At 53.9% G+C, this 23,683-nt stretch carries 20 protein-coding genes; 12 read left to right on the forward strand and 8 right to left on the reverse strand.

Annotation, left to right across the window (positions count from 1 at the left end; all coding sequences use genetic code 11):
- Positions 1-252: 252 nt before the first annotated feature.
- The 7 genes from SBL51_RS18740 (at position 253) to SBL51_RS18770 (ending at position 10,345) form a co-directional block, all read left to right on the forward strand.
- Positions 253-921, forward strand: coding sequence for a GntR family transcriptional regulator (locus SBL51_RS18740; protein WP_317932652.1), 669 nt, complete (start codon positions 253-255; stop codon positions 919-921).
- Between the two features lie 7 nt (positions 922-928).
- Positions 929-1,819 carry a methylisocitrate lyase gene (gene prpB, locus SBL51_RS18745; RefSeq protein WP_317932653.1) on the forward strand — a complete coding sequence of 297 codons (891 nt, stop codon included), beginning with the start codon at positions 929-931 and terminating at the stop codon, positions 1,817-1,819.
- A gap of 88 nt (positions 1,820-1,907) precedes the next feature.
- On the forward strand, positions 1,908-3,053 hold the full coding sequence (gene prpC, locus SBL51_RS18750) for a 2-methylcitrate synthase (protein ID WP_317932654.1): 1,146 nt from the start codon (positions 1,908-1,910) through the stop codon (positions 3,051-3,053).
- A gap of 201 nt (positions 3,054-3,254) precedes the next feature.
- Complete coding sequence (gene acnD / locus SBL51_RS18755; protein ID WP_317932655.1) at positions 3,255-5,858, forward strand: Fe/S-dependent 2-methylisocitrate dehydratase AcnD; 2,604 nt, start codon at positions 3,255-3,257, stop codon at positions 5,856-5,858.
- Positions 5,859-6,192: 334 nt separating this feature from the next.
- Positions 6,193-7,371 (forward strand): 2-methylaconitate cis-trans isomerase PrpF, encoded by a 1,179-nt coding sequence (prpF, locus tag SBL51_RS18760; RefSeq protein ID WP_317932656.1) that lies wholly within the window; start codon positions 6,193-6,195, stop codon positions 7,369-7,371.
- Positions 7,372-7,530: 159 nt separating this feature from the next.
- Positions 7,531-8,553, forward strand: coding sequence for a phytanoyl-CoA dioxygenase family protein (locus tag SBL51_RS18765; RefSeq protein ID WP_317932657.1), 1,023 nt, complete (start codon positions 7,531-7,533; stop codon positions 8,551-8,553).
- A gap of 73 nt (positions 8,554-8,626) precedes the next feature.
- Complete coding sequence (locus SBL51_RS18770; RefSeq protein ID WP_317932658.1) at positions 8,627-10,345, forward strand: mechanosensitive ion channel family protein; 1,719 nt, start codon at positions 8,627-8,629, stop codon at positions 10,343-10,345.
- A gap of 188 nt (positions 10,346-10,533) precedes the next feature.
- Here the strand turns inward: SBL51_RS18770 and SBL51_RS18775 are convergent, their stop codons facing one another.
- From SBL51_RS18775 to SBL51_RS18785, 3 genes are all read right to left on the reverse strand, one after another.
- Positions 10,534-11,676 (reverse strand): flavohemoglobin expression-modulating QEGLA motif protein, encoded by a 1,143-nt coding sequence (locus SBL51_RS18775; protein WP_317932659.1) that lies wholly within the window; start codon positions 11,674-11,676, stop codon positions 10,534-10,536.
- A gap of 28 nt (positions 11,677-11,704) precedes the next feature.
- A complete protein-coding gene (locus SBL51_RS18780) occupies positions 11,705-12,826 on the reverse strand; it encodes a GNAT family N-acetyltransferase/peptidase C39 family protein (protein ID WP_317932660.1) in 1,122 nt (373 codons plus the stop codon).
- 107 nt (positions 12,827-12,933) lie between these two features.
- Positions 12,934-14,376 carry a RimK family protein gene (locus SBL51_RS18785; RefSeq protein ID WP_411860501.1) on the reverse strand — a complete coding sequence of 481 codons (1,443 nt, stop codon included), beginning with the start codon at positions 14,374-14,376 and terminating at the stop codon, positions 12,934-12,936.
- A gap of 993 nt (positions 14,377-15,369) precedes the next feature.
- On the opposite strand from SBL51_RS18785, the gene SBL51_RS18790 reads away from it, so the two are divergent.
- Positions 15,370-16,107 carry an SDR family oxidoreductase gene (locus SBL51_RS18790; RefSeq protein ID WP_317932661.1) on the forward strand — a complete coding sequence of 246 codons (738 nt, stop codon included), beginning with the start codon at positions 15,370-15,372 and terminating at the stop codon, positions 16,105-16,107.
- 107 nt (positions 16,108-16,214) lie between these two features.
- Here the strand turns inward: SBL51_RS18790 and SBL51_RS18795 are convergent, their stop codons facing one another.
- The 3 genes from SBL51_RS18795 to SBL51_RS18805 all read right to left on the reverse strand — a co-directional run bounded on the left by SBL51_RS18795 (position 16,215) and on the right by SBL51_RS18805 (position 19,038).
- Positions 16,215-16,739 (reverse strand): DUF1993 domain-containing protein, encoded by a 525-nt coding sequence (locus SBL51_RS18795; protein WP_317932662.1) that lies wholly within the window; start codon positions 16,737-16,739, stop codon positions 16,215-16,217.
- 122 nt (positions 16,740-16,861) lie between these two features.
- Positions 16,862-18,097 (reverse strand): hypothetical protein, encoded by a 1,236-nt coding sequence (locus SBL51_RS18800; RefSeq protein ID WP_317932663.1) that lies wholly within the window; start codon positions 18,095-18,097, stop codon positions 16,862-16,864.
- 50 nt (positions 18,098-18,147) lie between these two features.
- A complete protein-coding gene (locus tag SBL51_RS18805; RefSeq protein WP_317932664.1) occupies positions 18,148-19,038 on the reverse strand; it encodes a LysR family transcriptional regulator in 891 nt (296 codons plus the stop codon).
- 169 nt (positions 19,039-19,207) lie between these two features.
- On the opposite strand from SBL51_RS18805, the gene SBL51_RS18810 reads away from it, so the two are divergent.
- The 4 genes from SBL51_RS18810 (at position 19,208) to SBL51_RS18825 (ending at position 20,597) form a co-directional block, all read left to right on the forward strand.
- Positions 19,208-19,411, forward strand: a complete 204-nt coding sequence (locus SBL51_RS18810; protein ID WP_317932665.1) for a 4-oxalocrotonate tautomerase family protein — start codon at positions 19,208-19,210, stop codon at positions 19,409-19,411.
- Positions 19,412-19,460: 49 nt separating this feature from the next.
- On the forward strand, positions 19,461-20,081 hold the full coding sequence (locus SBL51_RS18815) for a glutathione S-transferase (protein WP_317932666.1): 621 nt from the start codon (positions 19,461-19,463) through the stop codon (positions 20,079-20,081).
- A gap of 127 nt (positions 20,082-20,208) precedes the next feature.
- Positions 20,209-20,391, forward strand: a complete 183-nt coding sequence (locus SBL51_RS18820; protein ID WP_317932667.1) for a hypothetical protein — start codon at positions 20,209-20,211, stop codon at positions 20,389-20,391.
- Positions 20,392-20,405: 14 nt separating this feature from the next.
- Complete coding sequence (locus tag SBL51_RS18825; protein ID WP_317932668.1) at positions 20,406-20,597, forward strand: DMT family transporter; 192 nt, start codon at positions 20,406-20,408, stop codon at positions 20,595-20,597.
- A gap of 141 nt (positions 20,598-20,738) precedes the next feature.
- Here the strand turns inward: SBL51_RS18825 and SBL51_RS18830 are convergent, their stop codons facing one another.
- Positions 20,739-21,791, reverse strand: a complete 1,053-nt coding sequence (locus SBL51_RS18830) for a 2-oxoacid:ferredoxin oxidoreductase subunit beta (protein WP_317932669.1) — start codon at positions 21,789-21,791, stop codon at positions 20,739-20,741.
- Positions 21,792-21,805: 14 nt separating this feature from the next.
- Positions 21,806-23,668, reverse strand: coding sequence for a 2-oxoacid:acceptor oxidoreductase subunit alpha (locus tag SBL51_RS18835; protein ID WP_317932670.1), 1,863 nt, complete (start codon positions 23,666-23,668; stop codon positions 21,806-21,808).
- Positions 23,669-23,683 lie beyond the last annotated feature (15 nt).

The raw sequence follows: 23,683 nt of genomic DNA on the forward strand, positions 1-23,683 counted from the left end.
CCCATTTAGTCTGGCGTCTCGCCGGCGGTTGCGTTGCGCCGCCAGGTTGGCTAGTGTATTCCACCTCGGTTTGGGCAACCTGTAGACAGAATCACAATAAATCCTTATAATCGCCCCCCGTTTTAGGCGGTTCTGGCAAATATTGTCGACAATCTTTCGCGATAATCATCCAGGCAACCGCTATCAGAAGAAGTGTAAAAGACGAAATTGGCGTAACGAAGCCTGGGTTTAACGCAGTGAGGCGAAGGGTTAATGGCAACTCCGGAACACTCTCTCGAGGACACTCTCGGTAGCCACATCACCACCACATTACGCAATGCCATTGTCTGTGGCGACATCAAACCCGGAACCAAATTGAGCGAGCCCAAGCTCGCCCGCGAGTACCATATCAGTCGCGGCCCCCTGCGTGAGGCAATTCGACGCCTGGAAAGCATGAAGCTGGTTAAGTATGTACCGAGGGAAGGTGCGCGCGTTATCACCTTGGATCTTCCCCAGGTAATTGAGATTTACCATATTCGTGAAGCCCTGGAGAGCAAAGCCGCCGCACTGGCCGCCCATAACATCAGCGAAGATGGGTTAAACAAGCTCAAGCATCTATTAGCATTGGCCGAGCAGCACATGGCCACCAGTGGCGGCGCCTATATTCAGGCGGATGTAGACATAGACTTTCACTACCAGGTTATTCAGAGCAGCGGTAACCAGATGTTGATTCATCTGTTGTGTGAAGAGCTCTACTACCTGATTCGGATGTACCGATACCAGTCCAGTCTGCAACCTAATCGATCTCACAATGCATTGATTGAACACCAGCAACTCATCATGGCGCTGGAACAGCGTGATGAACAACTCGCCGAAATGATTATGCGCAAGCATATCGTTCGGGCCCGACAAAACATTGAACAACAAATCCTAAAGAGCTGAGGCAACTATGGCGACATTAACTTCCGCAGGAGCGCGTTTTCGTAAAGCGCTTGTTGAAAACAAACCTTTGCAGATCGTAGGTACCATCAACCCCTACCATGCAATGATGGCCACTCAAATTGGCCACCAGGCGATCTACCTGTCCGGTGGCGGCGTGGCTAATGCATCCTATGGCCTGCCCGACCTGGGTATGACCTCCCTGAACGATGTACTGGTCGATGTGCAGCGCATTACCTCTGCCACCGACGTGCCCCTGCTGGTCGATATCGACACCGGTTGGGGTGGTGCTTTCAACATCTCCAAAACCGTCAAAGATATGATCAAAGCCGGCGCAGCCGCGGTACATATCGAAGATCAGGTGGCGCAGAAGCGCTGTGGCCACCGGCCGAATAAAGAGATCGTCTCCACCGATGAGATGGTTGACCGTATCAAGGCGGCGGTCGATGCCAAATATGACCCGGACTTTTTCATCATGGCGCGTACCGACTCCTTTGCTCAGGAAGGTCTGGACGCCGCTATTGAGCGCGCTAAAGCCTACGTCGAGGCCGGTGCCGACGGCATCTTCGCCGAAGCAGTGAAAACCGAAGAGCACTACCGTGCCTTCTCTGAAGCGCTGGATGTGCCGATTCTGGCCAACATCACCGAGTTTGGCCAAACCGAACTGTGGAACCGCAAAGAGCTGGGCGAGTGGGGCGCGGCGATGGTGCTCTACCCATTGTCTGCTTTCCGAGCGGCCAACAAAGCGGCCGAGACCGTGTTCAAAGCAATTCTTGCCGATGGCGACCAGAAAGCTGTGGTTGATCTGATGCAAACCCGTATGGAGCTTTACGAGTACCTCGGTTACCACGACTACGAGCGCAAGCTGGATGAGCTTTTTGCCCAGGGCAAAAACAAGTAATCGAGAGACGATTGCCCTGGCCGGGCGCCGGGGCAGCATTCGTCAAATTTAAATTTAAATTTAAAAGTGCAAATAAAGGGGTAAAACAATGGCAGAAGGTAAAAAACTAGAAGGCGCCGGACTGCGCGGCCAGGTAGCTGGTAAGACAGCGCTCTCAACGGTAGGCAAATCTGGTTCTGGCCTGACTTACCGCGGCTACGACGTGAAAGATCTGGCCGAGAATTGTGAATTTGAAGAGGTGGCGTACCTGCTGTTAAAAGGTAAGTTACCCAACCAGGCTGAATTGGACGCCTACAAAACCAAACTGAAAGGCCTGCGCGGCCTGCCGCAAGCATTGAAAGATGTGCTGGAGCGTATTCCCGCCGATGCTCACCCAATGGATGTTATCCGCACCGGTTGTTCCATGCTGGGTAACCTGGAGCAGGAAGACACCAGCGTTATGGGTGAATTCCCCAATCAAATGGATGTGGTTGAGCGCATGCTGGCCTGCTTCCCATCCATCATCTGTTACTGGTACCGCTTCAGTCACGACGGTGTGAAAGTTGAAGCCGAAACCGACGACGACAGCATCGGTGCCCACTTCCTGCATATGCTGCGCGGCGAGAAGCCCAACGAGCTGCATGAGCGCGTAATGAACGTCTCTCTGATTCTCTACGCAGAGCACGAATTCAACGCCTCTACGTTCACTGCCCGCGTCTGTGCCTCTACTCTGTCTGACATGCACAGCTGTGTGACCGGTGCGATCGGTTCACTGCGTGGCCCACTGCACGGTGGTGCCAATGAAGCAGCCATGGATATGATCGAAAACTGGACCTCTGCAGAGCAAGCCGAAGAAGAGATGATGGGCAAACTGGCTCGCAAAGAGAAAATCATGGGCTTTGGCCACGCGATCTACTCTACCTCTGACCCACGTAATGAGATCATCAAAGGTTGGTCTGAGAAGCTGGCCGCCGACGTTGGCGATACCACCCTCTACCCAGTGTCTGTGCGCTGTGAAGAGGTGATGTGGCGCGAGAAGAAACTGTTCTGTAACGCCGACTTCTTCCACGCCTCTGCCTACCACTTCATGGGTATTCCCACCAAGCTGTTCACGCCCATCTTTGTGATGTCGCGTTTGACTGGCTGGGCGGCTCACGTTATGGAGCAGCGGGCAGACAACCGTATTATTCGTCCGTCTGCAGAGTACACTGGTGAAGATCTGCGTAAAGTTACGCCGATTGCTGAGCGCGGTTAATTAACCGCTTGGCGTCCGGGGTTTGTTCTGAGCCCCGGGGGCTTGCCAGCCTATTCACCCGCCAATCATTGTCGGCAGGGATAAAATAGGTGGCCAAGGTGGCTACTGAGTTCTCATGGCACAGCAGTTACCAGATTTCTACCTAGCTCAGCTCGCGCTGAGCTAACCCTTCAAATACACTCAACTACGAGTAGTAAAACTATGAACACTGATTATCGTAAAAAACTGCCAGGTACCGATCTGGACTATTTCGATACTCGTGAAGCCGTGGAAGCCATTCAGCCAGGTAGCTACGCCAAGCTGCCCTACACCTCCCGTGTTTTGGCTGAGCAGTTGGTACGCCGCTGCGAACCGGAAAGCCTGACCGATAGCCTGAAACAATTAATTGAACGCAAGCGCGACCTGGACTTCCCCTGGTACCCCGCGCGTGTTGTCTGCCACGATATTCTCGGCCAAACCGCACTGGTCGACCTGGCCGGCCTGCGTGACGCCATTGCCGATCAGGGCGGTGACCCCTACCTGGTTAACCCAGTGGTCCCCACCCAGTTGATCGTCGACCACTCCTTGGCGGTAGAGTTCGGTGGCTTCGACCCCGATGCCTTCCAGAAAAACCGTGACGTGGAAGATCGCCGCAACGAAGACCGTTTCCACTTTATCGAGTGGACCAAAACCGCCTTCAAAAACGTGGATGTGATCCCTGCCGGTAACGGCATCATGCACCAGATCAACCTGGAGAAGATGTCTCCGGTTATTCAAAGCCGCGACGGCGTTGCCTTCCCCGATACCTGTGTCGGTACCGACTCCCACACCCCGCACGTGGATGCCCTGGGTGTAATCGCCATTGGTGTGGGTGGTTTGGAAGCGGAAACCGTTATGCTGGGCCTGCCCTCCATGATGCGCCTGCCGGATATCGTCGGTGTGAAATTGGTTGGCAAGCGTCAGCCTGGTATTACCGCCACCGATATCGTCTTGGCCCTGACCGAATTCCTGCGTAACGAACGCGTGGTGGGTGCTTATCTGGAGTTCTTTGGCGAGGGTGCCAAGAGCCTGACCATCGGTGACCGCGCCACCATCTCCAACATGACACCGGAATTCGGTGCCACTGCCGGCATGTTCTACATCGATGACCAAACCCTCGATTACCTGAAGCTGACCGGTCGTGAACCCGAGCAGGTTGCTCTGGTAGAGAACTACGCGAAAACCACTGGCCTGTGGGCAGACACCCTGGTTGAAGCCGAATACGAACGGGTATTGGAGTTCGATCTCTCCACTGTTTGCCGCAACATGGCTGGCCCCTCCAACCCACACCGTCGTCTGCCGACCTCTGCCCTGCATGAGCGCGGTATCGCGGTAGACCTGGATAAGGCGCTGGCAGAAGAGCAAGAGGGCAAAATGCCCGATGGGGCTGTCATCATCGCCGCCATCACCAGCTGCACCAACACCTCCAACCCGCGCAACGTGGTTGCCGCAGGCCTGTTGGCGAAAAAAGCCAATGAACTGGGCCTGGTACGTAAGCCCTGGGTTAAATCTTCCTTCGCGCCTGGTTCGAAAGTGGCCAAGCTCTACCTGGAAGAGTCTGGCCTGCTGCCGGAACTGGAAAAACTGGGCTTTGGTATTGTCGCCTACGCCTGTACTACCTGTAACGGTATGAGTGGCGCGCTGGATCCAACCATTCAGCAAGAGATCATCGATCGCGACCTCTACGCCACGGCGGTGCTGTCCGGTAACCGTAACTTCGATGGCCGTATTCACCCCTACGCCAAACAGGCGTTCCTGGCTTCACCGCCATTGGTGGTGGCCTACGCCATTGCCGGTACCATGCGTTTCGACATTGAACAGGATGTATTGGGCACCGACAAAAACGGCAACCCAGTCACCTTGAAAGACTTGTGGCCGAGCGATGAAGAGATCGACAAGATTGTCTCCGAGTCGGTTAAACCCGAGCAGTTCAACCAGATCTACATTCCGATGTTCGACCTGGGTGCTATTGAAGAGGCCAAGAGCCCCTTGTACGACTGGCGTCCGATGTCTACCTACATCCGTCGTCCTCCCTACTGGGAAGGTGCACTGGCGGGTGAGCGTACTCTGAAAGGGATGCGTCCGCTGGCGGTGTTGCCCGACAACATCACCACCGACCACCTGTCGCCTTCGAATGCGATTTTGATGAACTCCGCCGCCGGTGAATACCTGCATAAAATGGGCTTGCCGGAAGAGGACTTCAACTCTTACGCCACCCACCGTGGTGACCACCTGACCGCCCAACGCGCCACCTTCGCCAACCCCAAGCTGATCAACGAGATGGCTGTGGTTGATGGTGAAGTGCAGCAGGGCTCGCTGACTCGCCTGGAGCCAGAAGGTGAAGTGATGCGTATGTGGGAAGCGATTGAGACCTACATGAATCGCGGTCAGAACCTCATCATCGTGGCCGGTGCCGACTACGGCCAGGGCTCTTCCCGCGACTGGGCCGCCAAAGGCGTACGCCTGGCCGGTGTTGAAGCCATCGCTGCCGAAGGTTTCGAGCGTATTCACCGTACCAACCTGGTGGGTATGGGCGTACTGCCTCTGGAGTTCAAAGCGGGTACCACCCGTAAGACTCTGGGCCTCGACGGTACCGAGACCTACGATGTGGAAGGTGATCTGTCCCCCCGTGCTGAATTGACCCTGGTGGTTCACCGTAAAAATGGTGAAACCGTGCGTGTACCGGTGACCTGTCGCCTGGATACCGCCGCTGAGGTCTCTATTTACCAGGCCGGTGGTGTACTGCAGCGCTTTGCCAACGATTTCCTGGAGTCGGCAAACGCTTAAGTGACTTTATCCTGAAACGGCATTATCGCCATGGAAGGCGTGTATGCAGCTGGCGCAGGAGCAAATAGCGGTCCTGCCGTTTCGCGGAGTCGGATTTAAAAAGCGTGGTTTTTAAATCCTCGCGCTAGAAAAAGCTTCTGCTTTTTTAGCGGCGGCACTTCCCTGTGCCGCTATTATTCCAACTCCGTGGCGAGTGATAGTTACAACACGCGGGCTAGGCTTTTTTCTCGGTAGTTTCGAAAAGCCTGCCCGGCCCGCAACCCGACGCAAGTGACTTGTGTCGGGTTGCGTGTTTTAGTTCGACTCACTTTTATCTCTCTATTTGGAATCGATTATGTCTTCAGTTCCACAAATAAAAATCCCCGCGACCTACATGCGCGGTGGTACCTCGAAGGGTGTTTTCTTTAGCCTGACTGATCTGCCGGAAGTGGCCCAGGTGCCGGGTGAAGCGCGCGACAAAATTTTGCAGCGCGTGATTGGCAGCCCCGACCCTTACGGTGCTCAAATCGACGGTATGGGTGGTGCGACTTCCAGTACCAGTAAAACCGTTATCCTGGCTAAGAGTGAACAGCCTGACCACGATGTCGATTACCTGTTTGGCCAGGTCTCTATCGATAAAGCCTTTGTCGATTGGAGCGGTAACTGCGGTAATTTAACCGCTGCCGTGGGTGCCTTTGCCATTAACAACGGCTTGGTGGATGCCGAGCGCATTCCTGAAAATGGCATTGCTGTTATCCGCATTTGGCAAAAAAACATTCAAAAAACCATTATCGCCCACGTGCCGATTACCAATGGCTTGGTGCAGGAGACCGGTGATTTTGAGCTGGATGGTGTGACCTTCCCTGCGGCTGAAGTGGAAATTGAATTTATGGATCCGGCCGATGGCGAAGGCTCCATGTTCCCCACTGGCAACCTGGTGGATGACCTGGAAGTCCCTGGCATTGGCACGCTAAAAGCGACCATGATCAACTCCGGTATCCCCACCATTTTTGTTAACGCCGAAGCGATAGGTTACACCGGTACCGAGTTGCGCGACCAGATCAACAGCGACCCGAAAGCGTTGGAGATGTTTGAAACCCTGCGCGCCTATGGCGCCGTAAAAATGGGTTTGATAAAGGATATCTCTGAAGCGGCCGGCCGCCAGCACACCCCGAAAATTGCCTTCGTAGCCCCGGCTACCGACTACACAGCGTCCAGTGGTGCCAAGGTGACCACCGATGATATCGACCTGTGTGTGCGGGCGCTCTCCATGGGTAAGCTGCACCACGCTATGATGGGTACTGCCGCGGTTGCCATTGGTACCGCCGCTGCGATTCCCGGTACCTTGGTTAACCTGGCTGCGGGTGGTGGTGAACGTAACGCCGTACGCTTCGGTCACCCCTCCGGTACCTTACGTGTTGGCGCGGAAGCGGAAGTTCGCGATGGTGAGTGGACGGCAACCAAGGCCATCATGAGCCGCAGTGCACGGCGTTTGATGGAAGGGGTTGTTTACATTCCCGGTGACTGCTTCTAAGCAGTGAAAAAAACGGCGCTTAGCGCCGTTTTTTTATGCCTGGACGGCAACAGTCATTCTAACGTTTGCCGTTTACTTGGTTCGAATAGTAATGAATTGCGAGGCTTGCTGGCCGGCAGTAAACTGCCCGCTCCTCCATAGTGAAATCAATAGCCGTTTATGCTCCGCAGAATAATCTACAAAATAAAACGGTCGGTGCAAAGCCACTCTCGGCTCTATCACTTTATCTATCTCTTGGTCACGTTTAACCGCGACTACATTGCAGTCCGCTTAAGCGGAGTTCGCTACCCATCACGATTTGGTGGCTTGTGGACCGATAAACCTGGGGCGGAAGCCGAGATCCAACATAAATATGCCCGGGGTGAAATTACCGCCGAAGAGATGGCGGGCTTGCAGCAGTTCCGGGAGCGGGGTTTCCTGGTGACTCCGAGGGCCATTGCTGAGGAATTAATCGAGCAGTACCTCAACGATTTAGCCCGCTTGCAGCGGGAGGATTCGCCATTATTGGTGACTTCGATTGGCTTGCCAGAGCCCGCCCCCTATCGACCGGGTATTGATGCTGAATACCTGAGCGTGAGAACGGTGGATGACTATTTCCATATTGAATCGGCTCGGCGGCTTCTCTTTGCCAAGATTATCAATCGCTGGCTGAGCCTACTGCTCGAGCGGCCACCTATGTTGACGCAGTCACTCAACTTCTTTTATGGCTCTGAACAGGCGCTGCACCAAGACACCGCCTTTGTCACCATGAATTCACCCATGAAATTCATTGGCGTATGGATCGCGTTGGAAGATATTGAAGAGGGCGCGGGAGAGCTGCTCTACATTCCTGGTAGTCATCTATGGCCGGACTACCTGTTTAGTGGCTGTTTTAAACACTACGATGCCGAGCGAGATGGCTTGGATCAGTTGCATCAGTGGTACGACTGGATTCAAAACCAGGCGGCTGAGCAAGGTAATGCTGTGGAGAAGTTCCTCGCTAAAAAAGGGGATGTGCTCTTCTGGCATGCCGGGTTGGTGCATGGGGGGGCGCCTGTCACCAAGCCTGGGCTTAGCCGGCGAAGTTTAGTTGGCCACTACTGTGCGGAGGGTGTACGGCCTTTGTATCACTACTACAAACCGGCTCAACGGATGATCTACACCAACCAGGATCAGCGCTACACCTCATCGTATTACTCCTGATTGACTCTGCACTCCGGGGCGTGAGCCGCAGAAACTAAGGATTTCTCTTTCTCTGTTTATCGGTAATTGCACAATGATGAAAGCACTTCTGCGTCTGTTTATTGTGGGCTTGTGTTTGGTAACTGTCAGTGTGGTCAAAGCACAAGAAACTAATGAAGCGGAGCCGGGCGCACTAGAGGCACAGAGTATCGATGCTGCGCCTCTGCCCGAGGAAGATAAACCGGGGCAGGAGTTACTTGGCTTCCTCGCTAAAATCCGCCAGTTGCAAACAGAGATTATCGCACTGGATGATCAGTTTAACTCGGCGGAGGGTGATCAGCAGGATGCCATCGCCCTGCAGCGCAATGAGAAATTCCAGCTTTTGCTGAACGAGTTGAAAGAGTTCAATGCCAAGGCAACCAACTACATCGATTCCGGCGAAAACCTCTCGCAGCTGCTGCAACCCTACCGAAAAGAGATATTGGCGGCCGGGGTATCGCTACGTTCCAGAATAGCTGCCTATACGTTGCGGGTAGAGAACAGCTCACTGGACAAAACCGGGTTAACGGCTGAGAGCTTGCAAAAGTATAAAGAGGATAACGATATTCTGGATAAAGCCTATTCACTGTTGTACAGCTACATCCAACTGGTGGAGAAACTGGATTTCGACCCGGCCCTATCGCGCAACTATCTATTGGAAAATCTACCTATACGCCTCACTTATCTGGTGGGCAGAATCCAACTCTCGGCAGATAGAAAACAGGCCTATGAGAAAGTGCTTGGCGTTAAAAAAGATGATATCGATACGAAAAACCTACTGGCACTGATTGAAGATAAACTGGATCACGATACCGCCAGCCTACGTGGTGCCGTGGCGATTGCTAACAAGTTGGAACTGGATACCTCCAGCTATCAAACGGCACTGGTGCGGACAACGGGGCAGATCAGTACCGAGGTGCTTAATACCCAGGTGCTGAGCGCACTGTTTGAAGAGTGGTGGCTGGAAGCCAAACACTCCGTTCGTGCTAATCTGATGGGGGTGGTATTTAAGGCTGTGGTGTTTATCCTGATTATTGTCGCCTTCAAGCTGCTTGCCATCTTACTTCGGAAGCTGGTTAAAAAAAGTGTGCAATCCTCTCGTGTGAATATCTCGCAACTGTTAAGCGAGGTGCTGGTCTCCTGGATTTCACGTTTCGTCATTCTGATAGGCCTCCTGGTAGCGCTCTCACAGTTGGGAATCTCACTAGGGCCACTACTGGCAGGGCTTGGTGTGGCTGGCTTTATTGTTGGCTTTGCCTTGCAGGATACATTGGGCAACTTTGCTTCGGGTATGATGATATTAATTTATCGCCCATTTGATGTGGGTGATGTGGTGGAGGCAGGTGGCGCCTTCGGCAGGGTGCGTAGTATGACCCTGGTTTCAACCACCATTCTTACCTTCGATAATGAGACATTGATCATTCCCAATAACAAAATATGGGGTGACACCATTAAAAACGTGACCGCCCAGCGGGTACGGCGTGTGGACCTGGTGTTCGGCATCGGTTATAGCGACGATATTGAAAAAGCGGAAGCGATCTTGCAGTCCATTGTTGATGACCACGAGAAAATCCTGCCAGAACCTGCTCCCTTAATAAAACTGCATACCTTGGGCGAGTCGTCGGTCGATTTTATCGTGCGTCCCTGGTGTAAAACCGAAGACTATTGGGATGTTTATTGGGATGTTACCCGGGCGGTGAAAACTCGGTTCGATGCCGAAGGGGTATCCATTCCCTTCCCGCAGAGAGATATCCATATTTATCAGAACGGATAGGAGCGATTTAATCTCTCCGTTCAGCACGCTTGTATTCAACTAGCACTGGCCCAAAAGCAGTGAGTCAAAAGTAATGGCTCCAAATAGAATTGGGCCTATGCGTGAGGGTTGCTGCTTCGGTAAAAGCTCCTGCCGAATGATTTCAGGTTATTAATCATGGCAGATGGGCATTTCAGCCCAGGCCGCTATCATTTTATGGCGTGGGCAATAAATTGTTTCACTGCGTCATTCTCCACGGGGTTGGCGATGGCAGGGCTGATATACATTGGTTCGCTTAAGTACCCTTTGTTTATTAAGTTACTGACGATTCCGAGGTAATCAATCGAAACCTTACCACCCAGCAGGTTGATAAAATCTGCTCGCGTCTCGTAGGCATTGAGCATTTGGTGCAAGCCCTGTAGATATAGATAGTCTTTGGTGAAACCGCCGCCACGATAGACCCGAGAGGTTATGGTGAACGCAGTATCGACGCTGGTTTTATGCTCCTCCACCAGCATGGAAAATGTTGTCTTAAAATCTTTCTCCTTGATCATTGAATCCACGGCCAATACCCGCAGAGCCAATACTTTTAGCCGGGGTAGATCCATATAACCCGCTAAATATTCGCACAATATTGCCAGCCCTTCCTGGGTCATGGTATTCACTGGGCAGCCAAGGGAGAGGATTCGCAGCGGTTGTTGTCGGGCGTTGAGTGTTGTTGCCAGATGCACACCCACTTCGTGGTGGGTGAGCGCGTTCATCTCCACGCTGGAAATTTTAGCCCCGCGGTTTACCTTGATAGTTGTGCCAGAGACAAGAATGTTGGCGATCATGCTGTCGCTTAAACTGATCTGATACTGGTAGCCCTGCTGTTGGGCAAAGGCTTCCAGCTCCGTCACTATTTTTTCTGAGGGCAGCAGTTCATCAGCGGGTGTCTGTTGGCCATCTGGTAAATGCATTATAAAGTTGGCGTTACGTAGATCCTTTTCACTGGGCTCGCCATAGTAACGCATGGAGTCGTAGAGAAAGTCTGGGCTACCAATGGATTTACACTGATCAATTTTATCGACGTAGGATTCAATCACATCGCTGTAGAGTTTAATTATGTCGTCATCCTGCAATGACTCTACCGGTAGATTAAACAGCGCGCGTTTACGTTGGAAGGTATCGATATTCTGTTTGCCGTAGTTAAACTCCGGGTTGCGAGTGAAGTTACTGTTAAAGAAAGCGATTTTTTGCTCTTTGTAATTGAGTGGTGTTACCGCATCGAGGATATCAACACCTTTAACCAGCTCAAATAGATCATTATCGAGCTGCTTCAGGATGGGTGAGATAGATTCCGGTTGGCTCATAATGCAAATACCCGCGGTGGTGAATGAGTCAGTGGCTGGCTTTTTTAATGGCAACCGCCGTGCGCAACCGGCTGCTACCATAGGTAGACATATTGGCGAAGTCCTCGCGCGCTATTGGCACATACTGATATTCGACAGCGGCACTTTCGTCGTCGGGCAGGTCGGGGTCGTGTACGTAGAAGCAGCGCTCGTCCATCCCCGTAATCACCACCCAGTGCGGTGCCTTTTTACCCTCAAGCTGATAGGTGCTAATTAACACCAATATTGCAAAATTGTCACGCAGCATTTGTTCTATCTGCTGTTGATCAAACTCCTGGTAGTGGATGGCCACATTTTGGTTCTGGCAAGCCTGCTGAAATTGATTGTGAACGACGGCCATAATCTGCTTTTTGTGATCCGAGCGCACTCCATCCAGGAACAGTGGTTGTTCGCTGTTTACCCAGATGTTCGCCTCAAAGCCTCGCCGGTGGGCGGCCAGGGCCAGACCAAATGGGTGGCAGCCTCCGTGTCCGGAGGTCATAAAGACCGTGGTAGCTTCCCGCCAGATATCGAGTTCGTTCTCCTGGCTGCAGGGAACGTTGTTGTCGAGGCTGTTCATGGCCATCATCAATGCTGCAGGACCGCAGGTGAACTCCATGGTCTGCTTGTACCAAGGGGTAATACGGTTGATACCCGAGGAGGTAATGCGTTGAATTTTCTTCTGCATACGCAAGGCATCGGAGTGATCTTCGTAGTAATCGCTGTATTCCCCAAAAACTCGATAACCCTGCTGCTGATAGAGTTTAATTGCAGCGTGATTGCTTTTGGCCACTTCCAGCCGCATGTAGTGTCGACCTTCCGCCACCGCCAGCGATTCCAATTCACTCAGCAGCCGTTGGGCTACACCCAGGCCGCGCGCGCTGGGTAAAACTGCCAGGGAGTAGAGTCGGGAGAGGCGAGTTCCGCGTCGACGGAAGGTGAGCCCATAGCCAATCAGTGAGCTGCCGGCGGCAGAACTCTGTTCGGTGACCATCAGATCGCAGTGCTCTGAGTTAAGATGCCGGCGAAAACTGCGTTTACTCAGTCGGTCTGCTGAAAAACAGGTTTGCTCAATGGTGAGCAGACCATCGAGATCGTGGTTTTCAGCCCGGCGAAAAATGAGCGCATTCATGACTTGCCAATCGTTAGTGATAATGACCCATGGTGTGGTGTTAACTCACTACCTGGGTGTTACAAATAATAAATAAGGCTGTGCCACTCATAATTGATAAAGCTGGCCTATTGCCCTCGAAGCTCCAGACGCCGCAGAAATTCCGACATAATTTGCATGTAGAGCTCCTCTCCTAAATATTTATCCTCTACACCGTGATCAATGCTTGGGTTGTCATTGACTTCCAATACATAGGCCTTGCCGTCCAGCTCTTTGATGTCGATGCCGTATAGTCCGTCACCAACCACGGCGGCAGACTTCATGGCGGCTTCCAAAACCACCCGCGGGACCTCAAATGTGGGTAGGGTATCGAAACCGCCGGAGAAGAAACGCTTGGAACCGTGGTTGTAAATCTGCCAGTGGTTGCGTGCCATAAAATAGCGGCAGGCGTAGATGGCCCGGTTGTTAAAAATGCCAATACGCCAATCAAACTCGGTAAACAGATACTCCTGGGCGAGAACTAACGCCGAGTCCGCCAATAATTTATTGGCAACCTCCTGTAGCTCGTCTCTGGTGGTAACCTTGAATACCCCTCGGGAAAAGGAGCCCTCCGGCATTTTTAACACCAACGGGTAGGTGAACTGCGCTTCCACCTTGTCGACGGTATCCGGGCTGATATCGCTCAGGATCAGCGTTTTTAAACTCGGCACTTTGCGATAGTTGAAGGCGTCGTGCAGAAAGACTTTGTTGCAGCAGCGCAAAATGGAGTTCGGGTCATCAATCACCACCATGCCGAGTTCTTCAGCTTTGCTGGCCAGCCGATAGGTGTGATGGTCGATGGCGGTGGTTTCACGTATAAACAGGCCGTCAAATTGATTGAGGCGGTAAAGTTCCGCCGCTTCCAAGGGTTGCAGATGGATGCCCAGTTTCTCGGCGGCACGTACAAACCGTTTTAGTGCGCCCTTGTCACTGGGTGGTACCGCTTCGTCTTTGTCGACCAGCATGGCTACCTCCCAGCGGTATTTTTTACTGGCCCCTTTTTTGGCCCAGGTTTTCTGGGAGTAGTCCTCCAGCACGCGCCAGCAGAAGGCGGTCTGCTCCTCGCTGAGCTCGCTGAGGCTGGTGTTGCTCAGTTGTATTTTGAGTGCTGAGGCCTCTTCGACCACCGTCATACTTAACAGTGGAGCCGGGAATTCGTTAAACAGTTTATAGGCGAGTTTTTTATAACGGCTGTCGGCTACCTCACCCATACATATAAGCAGCGTGGTGCCCGGTTCGATATCAATCTCCTTGCCGGTTGCCAAAGTCTCCAGCCATAGATTACTGCCGTTTTCACGCAGGTCGTTAATCACCTTGATTGTCGGCAGCACCTGGTGTTGTCTGGCCTCGGCCAGCAGCGAACAGTAGTAGCCGGCACTGAGATAGCGTTGGGTATCACACAGGTTGATAATCCGCATTTTCGGCTCCCCCAGTTTGGGGTAGTCATGCAGATAATTTTTAAAACTGATGGTTTTTAGAGTGGTTTGTTCGACGGGTAAGGCTTCATCGGTAACAAAAAGGGTGGTCAGCACGGCTCAGTCCTCCGGACTGGGATAGAAATAGAGCAGATTGACCAAGCCGGTCGGCATAGGGCAACTAAAGCCGCTATTTACACCCTTTTTGTGGCTTAGGCAATTTATAAATTTGCTGGCAGATTGCGTCTAAGTGGGAGGTGCCGGTTGCTGCTGGGGGGTGGTGGTTACGAGGGCCTGTTAACACTAATTTAGCACCTCTGTTGAGCTTGAAATGAGCTTGATCTAAGCGCGAGCCGCGTAGTTTGGTGAGCCCAAATCAGCGGTGAGCAACAACGAGCGAGCTCATTTCAGGCTCAACCCTTCGGGCTGGGGCCAGTTTTTTGCCCAGTGTTGTTGCCAGCCGCTTATGTAGGCCCACTACATGGCACGTCTGGCGCCTAGCTGGACAAAAAGCTGACCTCCAGCCGTGGTGCTAAATTAGTGTTAACAGGCCCTAGCAAATACCAAATGAATTGTAATTGTTAATGGTTTTCTCCATCTGCTAATTAAAATAATTTAATGGGTGGGTTAATTCTCTGGGTGCCGGCATCGACTATTTAGCTCAGACACGGATTTACTGCTTTAAACCCTCTATTGGCTGGTTGCAGTGGTGGCTAGGGCATCTCGTAAATTGCCAATTGGGCGTCCCCATCAGCGTTCGACCTATTACCCCGTCGGTTGCCGGACCAAAATTTCTGGCCTAAAGTCGCTTGCCTGTGCTGGGGCAATGGCCAGCTTAAAATAGTGTTGCTTGAAATCTAGATTGTTTGGTTCTGTAGTCTGTTGATGTTTGCTTTACAATAACTACCTTTATCAATTGTGTTGGCGGCAAGCTCAGGCCTGCGACTGGAGTTAATCAGATAGCTGGCCTGCTCGGCTATGATTGCCACTGGTATGCCATAAACTCGGCCAGCCGCTGGCTGACTGCAGCGCAAGGTAAAATCAGTGAGCCTGGTAGCGAAGTGCCAGCGTTTGCATTCAATAAGAGTAGGCTTCGCAGGGAGACCAGAAATGTCGAAAACTATTGTGATCACCGGTGCAGGGTCCGGCCTGGGCAAGACCTTTGCCAAACATTTTGCCGAGCGCGGTGAGCAGGTGGTGCTGTTGGGGCGTACTTTATCGAAGTTAGCCACCGTGGCAGAAGAGATCGGCAACCGGGCAACGGCCATTGAGTGTGATGTGGGCAATGCGGCATCGGTTGTCGCCGCTTTTCAGGCCGTCGCTGAGCAGTTTGGCAAAATCGATGTATTGATCAATAACGCCGCCTATGTTGATCGGGTGCTGTGCGAAGAGGCCAGCGATCCACAGATTATCATGAGTTACACCACCAATTTGATTGGCCCAACCCTGTGTGCACGAGAGGCGATTCCGCTTATCAATGCCGGCGGCAGTATCGTTAATATCAGCAGTGGGGCGGTCGACAATAACTATCCAGGCTACGCCATCTATGCCGCTTCCAAGGCGGGTTTGGAGCGCCTATCCCTGGGCTTATATGAAGAGTTAAAGCCACGTGATATCTGCGTCAGCTATGTCCGTTGCGGGCAGATGGTCGAAGAGGTGGGTAATTGGGAAAACCTCGACCCACAAGTACAGAAAATGTTGGAAGAGGCCATAAAGATGGGGCAGGACCCACGCCAACGGCCCAGCTCGGCGTTTAGCTCGGTGGCGCAGGCGGTGGACAATTTAATCAATTTGCCGCCCGACCTGCGTTCTCCCAGCCTTACCTTAAAGCCGCGCGCATTACCCTGATACTAGCAGGGCCAACTACTGACGGGAGTTGCAGGCCGGTGCTCTGCTACTGTCTGGCGCGGGCCCGACGATGTTTGCCGTCAAGAGTGTTTGGTAAACAGCGGGGACTAGTCACCGCTTTCAGTGTGCCGCACAAACGGCAGCAGGTACGCCATAAAATCGGCTTTGCCGAGGGGTGCACCCAGCTTGCGTAATATGGCGTAGGCGGTGGTGATGTGGAAATAGAAGTTGGGCATTATAAAGTCGTTTACATATTGTTTGCCGGGCAGCTCACAATAGATCTCCGGGCTTAAAACAATTCGCTTAATCTCTTCCAGTTTTTTGTCGTCAATATCGATAGCCGCAATCAGGGCTTTGGTCTCGCTGAGGTGGGCCAAGGCCATTGCTTTGGTGGGCACCTCGGCGGGTAGATTTTCTATCTCTCTATCCGCTGCCCAGTAGGCAAAGGCCCTAGGTTGATTACAGCTGAATGCGATCTGGGTGCCCAGTGGATACATGTCGGGGGCGAGTCGCTCTGCCAGTAACGGTTCAAGGTCGCCAAAGTGTTCTTCGGCTTTGGTTAACAGCTGGTCTAAAACCTCCAGGCGGGTGGTAAACAGTCGTTTTAATTCATTAATTTCTTTATTGCTCATATCAACTCCGGTAGCACTGGTTGGTAGTTTCTGCGCTGAGGTGAATACAGCAGGGGTTGGTTTTATTACGGCTGAATTGTATGACGCTTGTGTTAACAGGCCCTACAACCGCATCACACTTCTCAAGCGGCAACCGGCAGTGCCCACAGCGCCACCATTAACATCAGCAGTGCCAGCAGAAGATAGGCGCCGGTTCGAAAATTTCGTCGCCAGCCGCGCAGCATACCAAATGCCAATGCTGCAGCCAGCAGCGACTGCAATCCGTAGTAGAGGGCAAAGGCGCGAGAGGCAAGGGAGACCACTTCAAATATATTACTGCTCCACACCAGGGTAATGGCAAACAGGGCGATGATTGGATAAACAACCCGGGCGGAGATCGCTTTCCGGCTCTCCAGTTCAACAACGCCGCCGGCGCCAATGGTATCGGCAATGGCGGCACTGAATTGGCTCATGGCGGCGGCAATAATTAACAGCAGTGGCAGCACCAGAGTAATTTTATGAGACATCTCAATAATGGCGGTTTCGCTGGGTGGGCGGCCGCCGAAGTCGGTCATTAACGGCGAGGCGAGGGTGACAAAGGCGATGTAAATCACCCCCGCCAATAGTTGCGCAATTAACATGGTGCGGCAGCGTAGTTTTGCGGAGTAGGCATCGGCCAGATATTTTGAGGTTTCAAAACCCTGCACGATTAACAGCATGCCCGCCAACAAACGCAGGCTCTGCCACAAGCCGGCATCGCCGGCGTGCACCTGGCTGAGGTCATAGCCGTGCACGCCGTTGTAATGCACCAGGCCGAGCAGCAGCGCGGCGATGATCGCCAGTTTAATGGTCACCGAATACTCTTCAAGGCGCTCCAGGCCAAACAGGCCACGGCTAATACCGATCAGCCCGATAGCGGCAATGACCAGGGTGGCGAGAATGTCGGCATTAAAGGTGGAGTAGGCGTTGACACCGGTCAGCAAAAAGCCGCTCATCAGGCGAAGGTAAAAGGTGACCGAAATAATATAGGCCAATGTCAGGGCAAAATTGGACGAGCGCTCAAAAAACTGAATGAGCTTCCCGTGGGGGCTGGGTGCGACATGCTGTTCGTGCAAAATATTGAAGCGCACCGCTGAGCCCAACCAAAAAGAGAGCAGTACGATAGCGGTTACTGCGATGGGTGAATATTTCCCGGTAATATCCGAAAGCAGCGGCACCACCACCAGAAAGCCGCTGCCAATGATTGAGGCCAGTGGTGTTACCGTTGCCCGCCAGATATCGGCATCGCGTATTTTTTTGGTGGTCAGTAGGCCAATAACCAGCAGGGTCACCAGTAGTAGAGCGCCATCAAGCAGACCAAAATTATTTGCTGTAGCCAAACCCTTTCCTTAATTAATAAGCTGTTTTGTTGTTTAACCCAGAGGTGGGATTATTGCGCGGGCAGAGCACCATACACCGAGTGCTGGCCCCGAAACAGCGGAATAATTTCGGTTAACTTTTCATTTAAAAATGCTTTGCAGTGGTTAATGCGCGCGGTGTTGCGCAGATCCACATGATTTAACAACCACACCCCCCAAGTTGACAGCGCCTGTTCGATAGGCAGCCTCACCACACTCGCCTCCTGCACTGCATCGGCATAAAAACAGGGCATACGAGCGACGCCAAAACCGGCTGCCACCGCCGCGTGCATACTGGCCAAATCATCCACCCGCAAGCCAAACAGCGGCTGCGTGAAATGGTCATGGGCCCACTGCGGTATGCCGTCATCGCCGCCCCAAATAATTATCGGAGTGCCGCGTGAGCAGTCCAACTGCGTGTGGGCGTAAAGGCCATGCTGCATGGGGGTGATGCATTTGCCCACCAGGTAGTCCGGCGGCTTGGGGGTAAAGCGTACCGCGAGGTCGGCCTCCCGGTTGGCCAGGTCGCGCAGGCCAGGGGTTACCGACAGATGCAGGTCGATGGCGGGGTGGGCCTGGCAGTAGTGCTGCAGGTGCTGAACCATGCAGCTCTTAAAGAGATCGTGGGGCATGGTCAATTTGATCTTGCCCTCCAGCCGCGCATCCTGGCCCAACAATACCCGCGATGCTTTCAGCGTGTCGTCCCTGACCGATTCGATAATCTCGTAAATAGCGGCACCGGCATCAGTCATGGCGTAGCCGTTGCGTGTGCGCTCGAACAGGCGCACGCCGTGGCGCTCCTCCAGGGACTGAATCCGGCGGGAGACGGTGCTGTGGTTGACTCCCAATTTCTGTGACGCCACGGAAAAACTGCCGTGGTCCGCCACCGCCAAAAAATAGCGAAAATCGTCCCAGCTGTGCATTTTTGCAAAACCTTGCTGCGTAATGTGTGAATTTATCGGGAGTCTAGTGGCAATTACACTGCCTGTCGATGCTTGGCTGGTGGCCGCTTGCTCTGCCTCAGAGTGTCAAACCGCCATTAGTAGGCATCAGCAACCGCCATTTCCCCACAATCGACAGCGGAGGTTCATCATGCCACTCGTTACCATTCAAATTACGGATGAGGGGGTAACCCCAACTCAGAAGGCGGCGCTTATCCAAGGCGCGACGGAGCTATTGCAGCGTGTATTGGATAAAAATCCCGCCACCACCATGGTGCTGATTGACGAGCTGCCGTTGGCGAATTGGGGTATCGGTGGCTTGCCGGTGGAGATTTATCGGCAGCAACACCGGTAGTGGGCGGCGCCAAGTTAACTCCCTTTAACCTTTACAGAAGAGAGATGTTATGTATCAACTTTTTACCATTCCAGGCAGTTGTTCCACCGGTATACATGCTCTGCTCAATCAATTGAACCTGCCCTATAAGATGACTCTGCGCGACGACGTTGAGGATTACACCGCCCTGGTGCCCACCAATCAGGTGCCGGCGCTGCGCACGCCAGAGACGGTGTTAACAGAGGGGGCGGCCATTGTGCTCTACCTGCTGGCGAACCACGGTGAGCAACAGTTGGTGAGCGAGCCGGAATTTCTGCGCTGGCTGATGTTCAACTACGCCACCTTACACCCCGCTTACGGTAAGTTGTTTGCCAGTAATGGCCTGCTACCGGCCGGGCCCGAGAAGGTGCACCTGATGCAGACCCTGGCTGCCAAAACGGCTGATCTCTGGGCGATAGTCGATCAGCACCTGGCGGGGCGGGAGACGATGTTTGGCAACCGGATTACCGTGCTCGATTATCTGATCTCGGTCTATGTGCGCTGGGGTAACGTCTTCCCCGAGCTGGCCATCCCCGTGGGCCAAAATGTGCTGAGATTGGTGGATAAGGTCTGCCAGCTACCGGAGTTCCAACAGGCGTTTGTGCGTGAGTCGGTGACCTATGCCATTCCCGACAACGCCCTGGCCGCGTAAGAGTGATAGCCGTTACCGGGCTGGCCCGGTAGCGGACTTTTCGAATTCCCGCTCATGATCAAAACGGTTCTCAATAGCCTGGTGATGTTCGTCGCCGGGCTGGGTATTCCGGCCATGGCTGCCCTCAATGGTGGCCTTGGTGCCCAGGCTGCAGAGCCCGCCGCTGGCGGCGGTTGTTCTGCTGTTGTTGGGCGCCTGCCTGGCCGCACTTTACCTGCTGCTGGCCGGTGGCCTGCCTAAAGTGTGGTTCAACAATCCGGTGCCCGGCTATTTTAACTGGCCGGCATTTTCCTCGCCTTTTAACTCTTGAGAATCACCGCTGTTGTGCCGCGTTTCGGTGTGGTCAATGCCATCGCCTGTGTGCTGCGCGGGCAGCTGATCGCCATGACGTTAATCGATAGCCTGGGTTGGTTCGGTGTTGCGCCTGTGTCGTTCACCGGTCGTCTGTCGGGTTTGCTGGTGCTGGGACTTGGTATCTATCTGGTGTTGATTGCCAGCGCTGGCCAAGCGCTATAACGCGCAGCTCGATTTAAATTGATCAGCAACTGGTGTAACCGGGCGCAGGAGCGCGGGGATAACGGTGAGGGGGCGGAGAAAGTTGATTGCGCGGCGGGGGAATAAAAAAAGGTGGGCTTTTTAGGCCCACCCTTTAAGCGATTAACGCAAGCTTTCGTTAATGCTGTTTAACACGCCGGCACCTGGGCAGAGATCTTTCTCATCCAACTGGCGCAGGGGCTTTTTGCAGGTGTCGATGTTTTCGTGCAACTCCTGGGAGTCGGCATCCATGTAGAGCAGGCCGGTCAGGATTTTACCTTCGGCTTTGTAGGCCGCCATGCGGTTCAGCGCAGAGTTGCGGCTGTGCACATCCAACTGGTTATCCATTTTACACAGGTGTACCACAGAGCCATCGTGCAGGGTCACCTCTTCCGAGGTTTGATCCGGATAGCAGGCGGTAATCTCTTCGCGCATCGGCACAAAGTCGACGGTTCCGGTGGCCGCCAGGTGTTCACGCACATACTCGTAACCCTTGGTGGAGCCCGGGTTGTTGTTGAAGGTGACACAGGGCGAGATGACATCGATAAAGGCAAAGCCGCGATGGGAGATGGCCGCTTTGATCAGGGGAATCAACTGCTGCTTGTCGCCGGAGAAGCTGCGTGCCACGAAGGTGGCGCCCAACTGCAGGGCCACCGAAGCCAGGTCGATGGCTTCAAAGGGGTTGGGTTCACCTTTTTTGCTCATGGAGCCGGCGTCGGCGGTGGCGGAATCCTGGCCTTTGGTCAAACCGTAGCAGCCGTTGTTCATGACCACGTACATCATGTTCAGGTTGCGGCGTACGGCGTGGACAAACTGGCCCATACCGATGGAGGCGCTGTCTCCGTCGCCGGAGACACCGATATAGATCATCTCACGGTTGGCCATGTTGGCCCCGGTGGCCACCGACGGCATGCGGCCGTGGACCGAGTTAAAGCCGTGCGAGTTGCCCAGGAAGTAGGTCGGCGTCTTGGAGGAGCAGCCGATGCCCGACAACTTGGCGATGTTGTGCGGCTCGATCGACATCTCAAAGATCGCCTGCACAATCGAGGCGCTGATGGAGTCGTGGCCACAACCGGCGCACAGCGTGGAGATGGCGCCTTCGTAGTTCTTCTTGGTGTAGCCCAGATCATTAACCGGCAGATCGGGATGACGGAATTCGGGTCGTAAATAAGTCATGGTTGAGTACCCCGTTACGACTTGGATTTAGCGGCTCGTTTCGGGAGCGGCTTAACGTTGTTAGCGGCGACGCCGAGCTGCTGCTTGATCTTATCGACCACAAAGCGGGCAGTGAGCGGCATGCCATCAAAGTTGAGTATTTTGCGCAGACGTTTCGGGTCGATTTCGCACTCGTTAACCAGCAGCGAACGCATCTGAGCATCACGGTTCTGTTCGATCACAAACAGGGTGTCGTGGTCAGCAATAAACTGCTCGATATCGCTGTTGAACGGGAAGGCACGAATACGACAGGTATCGACCGCAATGCCCTCGGCGGCGAGCAGATCGGCCGCCTCCAGGGTGGCGTGCATGGAGGTACCGAAGTGGATGACACCGATGCGGCTGCCGGAACCGATGATCTCCGGTGCCGGTACGTAACTCTTGGCGGTTTCCCACTTCTTCAGCAGGCGCTCCATGTTGCGCACATAGGCACTGCCGTCTTCCGTGTAGACCGCATACTCGTCGCGCGAGGTACCGCGGGTAAAGAAGGAGCCCTTGGTGGGGTGGGTACCCGGGTAGGTGCGGTAGGGAATTCCATCGCCATCGACATCCAGGTAGCGGCCAAAGCGCTCGCTCATATTCTCCAGCTCCTCGGCGGTGAACACCTTGCCGCGGTTGTACTGGCGGTTGTCGTCCCACTCGAACGGGTCGGACATGGTGTCGTTCATACCCAGGTCGAGGTCGGTGAGCATGATGATGGGTGTTTGCAGGCTGTCGGCCAGGTCGAAGGCCTGGGCGGTCATGTCGAAACACTCTTTCGGCGTGGCCGGGAAAACCAAAACATGCTTGGTGTCGCCGTGGGAGGCGTAGGCACAGGCCAGCACGTCGGACTGCTGGGTCCGGGTTGGCATGCCGGTTGACGGGCCGGCCCGTTGTACGTCGATCAGTACCGCCGGAATTTCCGCAAAGTAAGCCAGGCCCAGGAACTCGCTCATCAGGGAGATACCGGGGCCGGAGGTGGCGGTAAAGGCGCGCGCACCGTTCCAGCTGGCACCGATCACCATACCGATGGCTGCCAGCTCATCTTCCGCCTGCACAATGGCGTACTTCTTCTTGCCGGTGCCTGGGTCGATACGCATGCGTTTACAGTATTTCTCGAACGCTTCCACCACCGAGGTCGATGGCGTGATCGGGTACCAGCCGGCCATGGTGGCGCCGGCGTAAACCGCGCCCAGACCACAGGCGGCGTTGCCTTCGATCAGAATCTTGTCAGACGCTTCCCGGCGCTCCACGGTCAGGTGCAGCGGGCAGTCGAAGTGGCTTTTGGCGTATTGGAAGCCGAGCTCCAGCGCGTGCACGTTGGGGGCGATCAGCTTCTCTTTGCCTTTGAACTGATCGGCAATCAGGCCGGTCAGTACATCGAACTCGATGTCGATCAGCGCCGCCAGGGCACCCACGTAAATGATGTTCTTAAACAGCTGGCGCTGACGGGCATCTTTATACTCGTTCAGGCAGATTTGTGTCAGCGGCAGGCCGATAAAGTCGATATCGTTGCGCATCAGACGCAGATCGAGGGGCTTGCTGTTGTCGTAAACAAAGTAACCGCCGGGCACCACCTCGCGGATATCCTTGGCCATGCTCTGCGGGTTAACCGAGACCATGATATCGGTACCATCGCGACGGCCCAGGTAGCCCTTGTCGTTGACGCGGACTTCATACCAGGTGGGCAGCCCCTGAATGTTGGACGGAAAGATGTTTTTCGGGCTAACGGCCAGGCCCATGCGGAACAGGGCCTTGGCGAACAGGTTGTTGGCACTGGCAGAGCCGGTACCGTTGACGTTAGCAAATTTGACTACCAGGTCGTTAACCTTGGCTTCTCGTTGAAATTTGGTACTCATGTTGGCAGCAGGCTC

The organism is Halioxenophilus sp. WMMB6 (assembly GCF_033283405.1).
GTDB lineage: Bacteria > Pseudomonadota > Gammaproteobacteria > Pseudomonadales > Cellvibrionaceae > Halioxenophilus.